The 11,744-nt window shown below is 37.8% G+C and carries 10 protein-coding genes; 9 read left to right on the plus strand and 1 reads right to left on the minus strand.

Annotated elements, in window-relative coordinates; all coding sequences use genetic code 11:
- Nucleotides 1–15 precede the first annotated feature (15 nt).
- The 5 genes from IPI31_03725 to IPI31_03745 all read left to right on the plus strand — a co-directional run bounded on the left by IPI31_03725 (nucleotide 16) and on the right by IPI31_03745 (nucleotide 8,117).
- A complete protein-coding gene (locus IPI31_03725) occupies nucleotides 16–3,366 on the plus strand; it encodes a DUF4175 domain-containing protein (protein ID MBK7566912.1) in 3,351 nt (1,116 codons plus the stop codon).
- A 9-nt stretch (nucleotides 3,367–3,375) separates the two neighbouring features.
- Entirely contained in the window at nucleotides 3,376–3,786 is a 411-nt protein-coding gene (locus IPI31_03730; protein MBK7566913.1) for an ATP-binding protein, read from the plus strand.
- Nucleotides 3,786–4,211, plus strand: a complete 426-nt coding sequence (gene ybeY / locus IPI31_03735; protein ID MBK7566914.1) for an rRNA maturation RNase YbeY — start codon at nucleotides 3,786–3,788, stop codon at nucleotides 4,209–4,211. Before IPI31_03730 ends, ybeY begins: the two co-directional genes overlap by 1 nt.
- Before the next feature lie 391 nt (nucleotides 4,212–4,602).
- Nucleotides 4,603–6,465 (plus strand): tRNA uridine-5-carboxymethylaminomethyl(34) synthesis enzyme MnmG, encoded by a 1,863-nt coding sequence (gene mnmG, locus IPI31_03740; protein MBK7566915.1) that lies wholly within the window; start codon nucleotides 4,603–4,605, stop codon nucleotides 6,463–6,465.
- Nucleotides 6,462–8,117 carry an Ig-like domain-containing protein gene (locus tag IPI31_03745; GenBank protein MBK7566916.1) on the plus strand — a complete coding sequence of 552 codons (1,656 nt, stop codon included), beginning with the start codon at nucleotides 6,462–6,464 and terminating at the stop codon, nucleotides 8,115–8,117. Before mnmG ends, IPI31_03745 begins: the two co-directional genes overlap by 4 nt.
- A 134-nt stretch (nucleotides 8,118–8,251) precedes the next feature.
- On the opposite strand, the gene IPI31_03750 is transcribed toward IPI31_03745, so the two are convergent.
- Nucleotides 8,252–8,443, minus strand: coding sequence for a hypothetical protein (locus IPI31_03750; GenBank protein MBK7566917.1), 192 nt, complete (start codon nucleotides 8,441–8,443; stop codon nucleotides 8,252–8,254).
- 181 nt (nucleotides 8,444–8,624) lie between these two features.
- Between IPI31_03750 and IPI31_03755 the strand changes: the two genes are divergently transcribed.
- The 4 genes from IPI31_03755 to yidD all read left to right on the plus strand — a co-directional run bounded on the left by IPI31_03755 (nucleotide 8,625) and on the right by yidD (nucleotide 11,670).
- Nucleotides 8,625–10,496: a gliding motility-associated C-terminal domain-containing protein gene (locus tag IPI31_03755; GenBank protein ID MBK7566918.1), complete on the plus strand. Its 1,872-nt coding sequence runs from the start codon at nucleotides 8,625–8,627 to the stop codon at nucleotides 10,494–10,496.
- A gap of 346 nt (nucleotides 10,497–10,842) precedes the next feature.
- Entirely contained in the window at nucleotides 10,843–11,001 is a 159-nt protein-coding gene (gene rpmH / locus IPI31_03760) for a 50S ribosomal protein L34 (GenBank protein MBK7566919.1), read from the plus strand.
- The gene (locus IPI31_03765) at nucleotides 10,970–11,431 is read left to right on the plus strand and encodes a ribonuclease P protein component (GenBank protein ID MBK7566920.1); all 462 of its coding nucleotides are present in this window, start codon (nucleotides 10,970–10,972) and stop codon (nucleotides 11,429–11,431) included. The genes rpmH and IPI31_03765 overlap by 32 nt, the downstream gene beginning before the upstream one ends.
- 47 nt (nucleotides 11,432–11,478) lie before the next feature.
- Nucleotides 11,479–11,670 carry a membrane protein insertion efficiency factor YidD gene (gene yidD, locus IPI31_03770; protein ID MBK7566921.1) on the plus strand — a complete coding sequence of 64 codons (192 nt, stop codon included), beginning with the start codon at nucleotides 11,479–11,481 and terminating at the stop codon, nucleotides 11,668–11,670.
- Nucleotides 11,671–11,744 lie beyond the last annotated feature (74 nt).

Below are 11,744 nucleotides of genomic sequence, written 5' to 3' on the forward strand. Positions count from 1 at the left end.
GTTGACAGGTAAAGTATGGAAAATCAGAGCAACTACAATATATTGATCACCAAGCTGGATGCCTTCATCCGGAAGTATTATTTAAACCAGCTTATAAGAGGGATTTTATTCTCCGCTGCCATACTTATCAGCGCCTATTTGCTGTTCAGTTTGCTCGAATACCGCTTTTATTTTTCAGAAGCAGTTCGAAAAGTGCTTTTTTATAGTTTTTTACTTGGTTCGGCTTTTATTCTCTATTCCAGGGTATTCACGCCCTTGTTTAAATATCAAAAACTAGGAAAACGCATCGATCATAAAAAAGCTGCAAGTATAATAGGTGATCATTTCAGCGAAATTCAGGATAAATTGCTCAATATTCTTCAACTTAAAGAACAGGAAATTGGAGGAGCAAACGAATTACTCATTGAGGCAAGTATCAATCAAAAAATTGAAAGGATAAAACCGGTTCCATTTACAATGGCGATCGATCTCAACAAAAACAGAAAATATTTAAAATACACTCTACCTCCGCTTGCCGTTTTTGTTTTTATATTATTTGCAGCACCTAACATATTGAGAGAGAGCAACTTCCGATTATTAAAGAACAATACCGCCTTCGAAAAACAAGCTCCTTTTACTTTCAGCATTATAAATAAAGAATTAGAAGTAGTGCAATACGACGATTATGAATTGTCGTTGAAAATATTGGGAGATGTATTACCCGAACAAGTGGTTATAGTTACTGAAACTGGTTCTTATACCATGGTGAAAGACCAAAAAGACGTTTATACCTATGTGTTTAATAAGGTTCCTGAAAAAACGGATTTCCATTTCCTCGCAAATGGCTACGATTCAAAGGAATACACGCTGGAAGTGGTTCCAAAACCAACTCTACTCAACTTCTCCATCAATTTAAATTACCCCGATTATACCGGTATTAAAGATGAAACACTTCAAAATACAGGTGACCTGTTAATTCCTGAAGGAACAAATCTGGAATGGATCTTTAAAACTGAAAATACCGATCATATAGAACTCTTTTTCCCTAATGGCAAAGTGAATGCTTCCAATAGCGGAGGTTCCACGTTCAACATCAGCAGAAAGGTGATGGTGAATGAACTTTACAAGATCGGGATCGCAAATGGAAAAGTATACAACAGGGATACCATCAGTTATAATATTACTGTAATTCCCGATTTGTTTCCAGAAATTACCGCTGAACAATTCAAAGACAGTCTCGATGAAAAATTTCTTTATTTCCTTGGGGAGATAAACGATGATTACGGATTTAAAAACATGCTCTTCAAATACAATATCGAATCGCTGGATGCCGGTAACAATTATTTTATTAAGGAAGAGAATTCAACTCCAATTGCAATTCCCAAAGGGATAAAAAATAACCGCTTCACACACGCCTTCGACCTGAGAGCTAAAACACTTCAGCCCGGCGATCGCGTAACTTATTATTTTGAGGTATGGGATAATGATGCAATTCACGGCAGTAAATCGGCCAGAACCGCTTCCATGCAGTTCCTTGTGCCTACCTTAGAAGAATTGGAACAAATGAAAGACGATGCAAATTCTTCCATAAAAGATAAACTGGATAATGTTTTGGATGATATTAAAGACATCCAAAAACAAACAGAAAAACTCGAGGAAAAACTTTTTGATAAAAAAGAATTGAATTGGGAGGATAAAAAGGAAATTGAAAAATTGATCCAAAAAAATCAAAATGTGCAGCAATCGGTGGAAGAACTTACCGAAGAGTTCAAAGATAACTTGGACATGCAGAAAGAATACATGGAACCCAATCCCGACATCCTCGAAAAACAGGAAAAATTAGAGAAGATGTTTGAAGAAGTTGTGCCGGATGAGATGAAGAAACTGATGGAAGAATTGGAGAAACTGATGGAAAAACTTAATAAAGAACAGAGTTTAGAGGAGATGGAAAAAATGCAAATGAACAACGAACAGGTTGAGAATGAGTTAGATAGAATGCTCGAATTGTTCAAACAAATGGAAATGGAGCAAAAAATGCAGGAAACTGTAGACAAACTCAACGAGCTGGCAGAAAAACAGGAAGAACTTAGCAAAAAAACAGAAGATAAAAAATCAGATAACGCGCAAAACCTTGAGAAACAGGAAGATATAAACGAAAAGTTCGACGATATCCAAAAAGATATGGAAGAAATGCGCGAAATGAACAAGGAATTGGAGCAGCAAAAAGACATGGAGAATACCGAACAACAGGAACAATCCATTGAACAAAATCTCGAAAAATCGTCGGAACAAATAAAACAGGACAACAAGAAACAAGCTGCCCAGAGTCAAAAAAGTGCTTCTGAACAAATGAAGGACCTCGCTCAAAAAATGCAGCAGCAAATGAGTCAGGAAAGCATGGAGCAACAGCAGGAGGACATGAATGCTTTAAGTCACCTGCTCGATAATTTGATCAAACTTTCAGTTGACCAGGAAAAGCTGATGAATGATGTAAAAGGGATCAAGACCAACAATCCGAAATTTGTTGAGCTCATGGCGGAACAACAAAAAATTAAGGAAGACACCAAAATGGTGGAAGATAGTTTGATGGCTCTTGCAAAACGCGTAATGCAGATCAGTACTTTTATTACAAGAGAAATAACAGAAGTAAATCGCAATCTCGATAAAAGTGTGGAGCAGATGGGCGAACGTCAGGTAAACGAATCGAACTTATATCAGCAACTCGCAATGACCGGTTATAACAATCTTGCCTTGATGTTGGATGAAGTGATGCAACAAATGCAGGAACAAATGGCGAAGTCGATGCCCGGTTCTCAAATGTGTCAGAAACCCGGAGGCAGCAAACAATCGGAAATGCCTTCTCTAGGAGAAATGCAAAAACAGCTCAACGACCAGATCAATAAGATGAAGGGTGATATGGAAGGTGGCAAACAGAAGGGTGAAAAATCGGGAATGAGCCAACAATTAGCTGAAATGGCACAAAAACAAGCTGCAATTCGCGATGCCATTCAGAAAATGGCTGAACAAATGGGTGGAGGAAATACGGAAGAAGGTAAACTAGCTAAACAACTACAGCAATTGGCCGATCAGATGGATAAAACCGAGGAGGATATTGTAAACAAACAATTGACCACCGAAACACTGAAACGCCAACAGGAAATATTAACCCGTTTATTGGAAGCTGAAGAATCAGATCGCAAACGGAAAATGGACAACGAAAGAAAATCCAACACGGCCAACGAAATTACAAGACCTCTGCCACCGGCAATAGAAGAATATCTGAAAAAACGCAACGCAGAATCAGACCTTTATAAAACCGTTTCGCCGGAATTGAAACCTTTTTACAAAAATTTAGTAGAAGAATATTTACGGTCGATAACCTACTAAACACTGTAAATGTCGGTAGAACAAATAACGAAACAAATCTGTCTTAAATCTCAACCCGCTAACATAGTCCTTATCGAACCTTTTATTGAAGAGGTTAGAAAGAAATTGGAAATTGCTGATGAAGTTTATGGCAATATTCTGGTATGTATAACGGAGGCAGTAAACAACGCTATCCTGCATGGCAATAAGTCTGACAGCGATAAAGAAGTTACCATTTCCATAAAAAAGGAAAGCAATAAACTAACTTGTCTTATTAAGGATCAGGGCTGTGGATTCGATTTTTCCAACCTTCCTGATCCCACAGCCCCCGAAAACATTGAAAATACAGGAGGAAGAGGAATATTTCTGATGAAACATCTCTCCGACCTGGTAGTTTTTTCAAATGATGGCAGCAAGGTTGAAATCCAATTTCGTCTCTGATGAGCAATGTTACCTTCGTTTCTAACCAAACGGATTTCAAATTAAAACAAGCTTCCCGGCATCGCACCTGGGTGGAACGCATCATCATTGCCAACCATAAATTTCCATCTGATATTCAGTTCATTTTTTCTACGGACGATTTCATCGCCGACCTGAATAAACAATATCTCCATCACAGCACTTTAACCGATATCATCACGTTTAACTACAACTCCGGCAATTATATCTCCGGTGATATCTTTATAAGTATCGACAGAGTAAAAGAAAACGCAGAAAAATTTAAAACGGATTTCTATCCCGAACTCCAGCGTGTAATGATCCATGGAATTCTCCATCTGCTCGGCTACAACGACAAAACCGAAGCCGAAAAAAGGAAGATCCGCAAAAAAGAAGACGAATCACTCCAGATATTAGATCGGATCTGAGGACGTGAATCGTCAATCGTGAGTCGTGAACCCGTTCTATACACCGTGGTTAATGCTGTGGTTGGTGTTTTTTACCAACCACTGGAGGGTAGGCGTGAATCGTTATTCCGTGGAGATTAACTCCCTTAATAACGGGTTCATACAAAGGTTTCACGTGGAACAAAATCAACAACCACTGGAAGTTTTCCCGGACTCACGGCTCACGATTGAAGGTTCACGAACTTCAAAGGTTCCACGTGGAACAATCCAAATACCAAAAATTTCAACTTATATATATTAGCATCCCCAACACGGATTCACGATTTCCGATTCACGATGCACGCGCCCAGATTCACGAACTTGTTCCACGTGGAACTTTCATCGCCTATAAAATCTTTACCTTTGCAGAACCATGTTCAAAGAATACGATGTAATAGTAGTAGGTGCCGGTCACGCCGGATGTGAGGCAGCCGCCGCAGCAGCCAATATGGGTTCCTCTGTATTGCTTGTTACGATGAATATGCAAACCATAGCACAAATGAGCTGTAACCCAGCCATGGGTGGGGTTGCAAAGGGACAGATCGTAAGGGAAATTGATGCTTTAGGGGGATATTCGGGAATTGTGACGGATAAAACCATGATACAATTCCGTATGCTGAATATATCTAAAGGTCCTGCTATGTGGAGCCCGAGGGCACAAAGCGACAGAATGTTGTTTGCGGGAGAATGGCGTAATAAGTTGGAACAAACACCTAATGTAGATTTTTGGCAAGATACCGTGGCGGGATTAATAGTTAAGAATGGAGTTGTGGGTGGAGTTAAAACTTCCATGGGGATGGAGATCAGATCAAAATCGGTGGTGCTTACCAACGGGACCTTTTTAAACGGTTTAATACATATTGGAGAAAAGAATTTTGGCGGCGGTAGAATGGCAGAAAGGTCAGCTACCGGTATCACGGAACAATTGATCACTCTGGGTTTTGAAAGTGGAAGAATGAAGACGGGAACACCTCCAAGATTGGATGGGAGAAGTTTGAATTATGATCTGATGGAAGAACAAAAGGGAGATGAAAAACCTGGAAAGTTCTCCTATACCAATACCACAGCATTAAAAAAACAGAGGAGTTGTTATATTACTTATACTTCGGAGGCAGTGCATGCAGAATTAAAAAAGGGTTTTGAAAAATCTCCAATGTATTCAGGGAGGATAAAAGGCCCGGGTCCAAGATATTGCCCTTCCATTGAAGATAAAATAGATCGCTTTGCATCCAAAGACAGGCACCAGATATTTGTGGAGCCTGAGGGTTGGAATACAGTGGAGGTTTATGTCAACGGTTTTTCTACGAGTCTGCCGGAGGAAGTTCAGTATGCAGCACTTAAAAAAATAGTCGGTTTTGAGAATGTAAAAATGTTCAGACCCGGCTATGCAATTGAGTATGACTATTTTCCTCCCATGCAATTAACCAATACATTGGAAACTAAATTGGTTAAGAACCTCTTTTTTGCCGGACAGATTAATGGCACTACCGGTTATGAAGAAGCAGCCTGTCAGGGACTTATGGCCGGAATTAATGCTCATCAGGCCGTCTTTGAAAAGGAACCTTTTGAAATTGACAGGAGTGAAGGATATATAGGGGTTTTGATAGACGATCTGATCACAAAAGGCACTGAAGAACCTTATAGAATGTTTACTTCAAGAGCGGAATACAGAGTGCTTTTGCGTCAGGACAATGCGGATCTCAGACTTACGGAAAAGGCCCATAAAATAGGTTTGGCTTCTGATGAACGCATGAAGAGAGTAAATGAAAAGTTGGCAGCAACTTCTAAACTTATCGATTACCTGAGAACTACTAGTGTTGATCCGGATCAGATAAATGGTTTACTTGAACAAAAAGGCTCTGCACCAATTAAACAAAAATCGAAGATCGCCGCCTTACTGGCACGACCACATATAGCTTTGATGGATTTCAAAGGAATAAATGCAGCAATAGATACGGTATTCGATTCGTTTGAGGAAGAGTTTTTCGAACAAGCTGAAATAACAGTTAAGTACGAAAATTACATTACAAAGGAAAAAGAGTTAGTGGACAAAATGCTGAGACTGGAAAATATTCTAATTCACGACACTATTAATTATAGTCTCATTCATTCCATCTCCCTGGAAGCAAGAGAAAAACTTACTAAAATAAAACCTAAAACTCTGGGACAAGCAAGCAGAATAAGCGGCGTTTCGCCCTCAGATATTTCTGTATTGATGATTCATATAGGACGATGAGAAGAAATCCAATTTATTTTTACATCCTTATTGCCCTGACTATTTACAGTTGTGCAAATGTGGTTACTCCCACCGGAGGAGAAAAAGATATTATTCCCCCTACAGTTTTACAATACTCTCCAGATACAAATTCCCTCTATTTTGATGCTCCCGAAATACATATTCAGTATGATGAATACGTTGTTTTAAATGATGTATTTAATCAGGTAATTATCTCTCCACCCCTGGATGGAATTCCCGAATATAAAATAAAAGGAAAAACACTTACCATTAAATTAAATTCTACACTTAGAGATTCCACAACATATACCGTTAATTTCGGTCAGGCAATTAAAGATAATACCGAAGGAAACATATTAAATAATTTTACATATGTATTTTCCACGGGAAGTTATCTCGACTCTTTGCAGATCTCCGGAAAAGTAACAGATCTTTTAACAGGCGCTCCTTCAGAAAAAACTTTTGTTGTTTTATATTATGAACCTACCGACAGTTCTTTTCGAACACAACAGCCGTATTATTTTACAAAAACAGATGAAACCGGGAATTTTAAAATATCCAATATTAAAGCCGGAGAATATAAATTGTATGCATTAGAAGACCAAAATTTTAATTATTTCTATGATCTTCCAAACGAAAGAATTGCATTTCAACGTGAAACAATTTATATAGATTCCAATATAACAGATCAAAAACTGCAGATATTTTCTGAAGAAAAGATCAGACAAAATCTGTTAGAAACAAAGTCACAAAGATATGCTCAAACACAAATGGTGTTTTCAAGACCCAGTACTGAGGTAAGTATAACTTCATTAAACCCAATTTCTGAAAAGATTTATTTCACAAAAAACAAATCTCTGGATACCATTATAGTATGGTCTGACAATTATAAACTTGATACATTCAGATTAAAAATAAATTACGACACTACAGAAATAATTAAAAAAATAAGTTTAAAATCAATTCCGGTCGATTCCAATTTTCAATTAAATAAAAATACATTCACCAGTAATGTTACTGCAATTAACAAAGGCGGAGACACCCGTGCTGACTGGGATCCGGAGAAGGTAATAATTCTAAAATTTTATAATCCGGTTTTATCTTTCGACACTACCATGTTAAAAATTTGGAGTGTGAACGACAGTGTTTTTTTGCCACACCCCATAATTAAAATCGATAGTCTGGATTCCAGAAAAGTTTATATTCAATATACCTGGAAACCGGAAAATGCTTATGATATAATTCTCGCTAAAAATTTCACGAAAGATATCTTCGGATTAGAAAATAAACCTGATACCTTAAAAATACTTTTGAAAAAACAGGATGCTTATTCTTTACTCACAACTACAATTAAAAATTTGTCGGGACAAAATATTATTTTTCAACTTATGAAATCTGATCTATCACCCGTGGAAGAAATCTATATTGAGGAAGCACAGTTTACAGGAGAAGAAAAAAAATATGCGGTAACAATTAATTATCTCGTTCCGGGAATTTACAGGATCCGCGCTATAATCGATCTAGATAAAAATGGAAAATGGTCGCCCGGTGATCTATCGAAAAATACACTTCCTGAACCGGTAATTCTTTTCCCAATTGATCAAAATTTACGCGCAAACTGGGAAAATGAAATTGATTGGGTAATAAAATAACGTGAAAAAAATATAAAATCCACAAAGAAAAACGGCGTTTATATTTAACCGCTGTGCAATTATTTTCCTTTTTCTGACACGTAGTCTCAAAACAATATTGAGAGCCTCAGAATTGATTTAAATGGAAATTTCGACTACATCGAACCCAAAACGAATTCAGGCACAGCTGTTTTGCAATAATTCCAACCAAAGGTTTCTATACACCATTTTTTAAGTTCAAGGGCTTCATCTACCACTAATTCTTTAATTGCCTTATTTAATTCTGTTCGAAACAGATCGTGATCAAAACTCACCTTCACAAGGATCATTTTGCAATACTCAAGCATCGTCATAAATTTCTAAAATTATCCTACCACTAAAACGGGTTACAATTTGCAAATGTTGCAAAAAAATGAGATTTCTTTATCATTAGATTTTAACACCTTAAAAATGCCTGCACTACCTAAAAGACATTTTATTTTTCTAACTTTATTTCTAAATTTCGACAGCATCAAACTTCTCAGTATTATGAAGAAACAAATTACACTATTAGGCATTCTCCTCGCCTTTGTTATAATTGGGAAAACACAAATAACAGCTTATCCTGATACCAGTATATGTCCGGGTGATGAAGTAACTCTTGGAACTTCTCTTGTTGACTTTTGTGGCGACTGCTACAGCTATCAGGAATTAGAATATGCTCCGGAACCTATTGGTGGTTTAGCAGTAACCATGGTGGATGATACCTATATCGGGCCTTATGATGTTGGTTTCGACTTTTGTTTCTTTGGGGAGACCTATACCGAATTTTATTTATGTTCAAATGGATGGATAAGTTTTGTGGAACCCGGAGGAAGCTGGGCAGGTAACTGGACTCCCGATGGTCCAATACCGGATGCTGCAGGCGATGTTCCCAAAACTGCAATATTTAGTCCCTGGACCGATTGGCACACCGGGTTATGTGAAGAATGTATCCATTTTGAAAATGCAGGTGTTGCACCAAACAGAAAATTAATAATTACCTGGGATGAAGTTCCTCTCTTTTCATGCACAGACGATATTGGTACTTTTCAAATTATATTACGTGAAACATCCAATTTTATCGACAACCATTTTACGGATGTAATGGTTTGCCCAACTTGGGATATAGGTGTTTCAACGCAAGGGTTACAAAACCAAAATGGCACCATTGCATTTACTGTAGAAGATAGAAACGCAACAGCCTGGGAAGCTCATGATGAATCATGGAGATGGTATACAAGTTTAGTGGCCTGGTATGATGAAGATGGTGTTTTGATTGGAGAAGGACAAACGGTTGATGTTTCGCCCGAATTCACAGAAACATATACTGTTGTTCAAACTCTTTGTGATGGAACTGTTTATACCGATGATGTAACAGTGGAAGTTGGTGCCGATTTTGACGTGGACCTTGTTTCAACAAATATTACCTGCGGTGGAGATGGAGATGGCTCAGTTTCCATAACTATTACCGGAGGACTTGAACCATACACCTATGAATGGAGTACAGGTGAAACAGGAGTTACCGAATTGACTGATCTCGATGGAGGAACATATTCTGTTACCGTTACTGAAGCCGGCGGATGTCAGAGAACTTATGAATTCACTATTATAGAACCTGCAACATTAGAAGGAACTGCGGAAGATATTATTAATAATCCTTGTAATGCTTATACTGATGGATACGTGCATATAGTACCAACCGGAGGAACCATTCCATATACCTTTAGTCTTGATGGTGGAGATCCAACAATAGTAGGTGAATTCTCAGATCTACCGGCAGGCGAATACAATGTAACAATTACAGATGCAAGCGGATGCACTTTTGAGGTTCCTTTTTCTATAACCGAACCAATATTATTAACCGCTGATGCAACAGCTGATGATCAAACCATATTTGTTGGTCAAACTGCAACTATAACAGTGGAGACCAGTTTAGCAGATATCGTTACAGCAACCTGGGAGCCGGAAGTGCCATGTTTGGATGACCCTTGTTTAACAACCACAGTAGCACCTACAACAACAACAACTTATACAATAACAGTAGTAAATTCCGAAGGATGTATAGCTGTAGATACAATAACCATATTTGTAGAATTTGTACCGGAAGTATTTTTCCCCTCCGCTTTTTCACCCAATAGTGATGGAACAAACGACTTATTCCAAAGTATCGGATATAATATTACAACCTACCACCTTAAAATATTCAATCGTTGGGGAGAAATAATATTTGAAACAGATACCTACGATGCATCCTCAGGCTGGGACGGAAAATTTGAAGGCGAAGAACAAGATATGGGAACCTACGTTTGGCAAGTTTCCGCAGGATTTATTAATGGCGAAGAATATATTGATTCGGGGAATTTTGTTTTGGTTAGGTAGTAGTTTAAGCCAGATAACATATTAATTATTTTGTATATGCATTATTAGGATAACTATATACAGTAGTATGTTCAGGATATTGAGCGAGGGAGAAGTAGTGTAAGCATTAGTGAGACCCTCGCTAAGAGCGAGAGCCTCACTGGCTCCAGATTAAGTAAATCCCACCGTTTGTTTTCCTAGGTCATATGTCCTATTTCCTAGGTCAATTTTCTTTGTCCCCTTCCCTTGTCCTTTGTCAAGTCCCGTGTCCATTATCCTGTATCCTATGTCCCTTTTAAATTATTTGTTGACATATTGTGTATTTCGTAGATAAAATTCTATCTTTGTCCTCCCAAAATAGTTAGTGATGAAAAGGACGTTTCAACCTTCTACAAGAAAGAGAAAAAATAAACATGGATTTCGTGAGCGCATGAAAACCAAAGATGGCCGCAATATTATAGCACGTCGTCGCCGCAAAGGACGCAAAAAACTGACTGTATCTGACGAAAGAAATATCGGCAAATAACAAACAGCAGGGAGCGGAGACCTTTAATCTGAACTCCATAAGCCGAGCCACTTTCAGCAAAGGGGAAAGGCTTAGCGATAAAAATATAACTGCCTCGCTTTTTAAAGCGGGGCAAAGTTTTTTACAGCACCCCTATACTGTAATTTATACCATTACCGAACTTCCTGGCATTTCTCCTGTTCAATTATTAATTTCCGTATCAAAGAACCGCTTTCCGCGTGCAGTGGACCGAAATAAGGTAAAAAGACAGGTCCGCGAAGCATATCGGAAAAATAAAGCCGGATTATATCAAATGTTAATGGCAGAAAACAAACAACTTGCTTTGGCCATTATATATTCTTCAAAAAAAATAACAACATTTAACGAGACGGAAAATAAAATCAAAGTAGCTTTATCCACGCTAATCAAAAAAATATCAGATAATGGATAAAAAAACCGTTTAGTAAAATTAACCTTGTGGAAGAGTCAAATATCGCGTTGCAAAAAATTAAAAAATTCATAGGATGGATATTTATTTTCCCGATCAAAATATACCAATGGGTATTATCACCGTTATTACCTAACTCCTGCAGATATACACCAACCTGCAGTCAGTATATGATAGAAGCAATTAAAAAACACGGTCCATTAAAAGGTGGTTGGTTGGGATTAAAAAGAATCGGAAGATGACACCCATGGGGAGGACATGGACATGATCCGGTTCCATAAATAAAAGATCATTTTTAAAATATAATTACAAAGAA

Source organism: Bacteroidota bacterium (assembly GCA_016706865.1).
Taxonomy (GTDB): domain Bacteria; phylum Bacteroidota; class Bacteroidia; order Chitinophagales; family BACL12; genus UBA7236.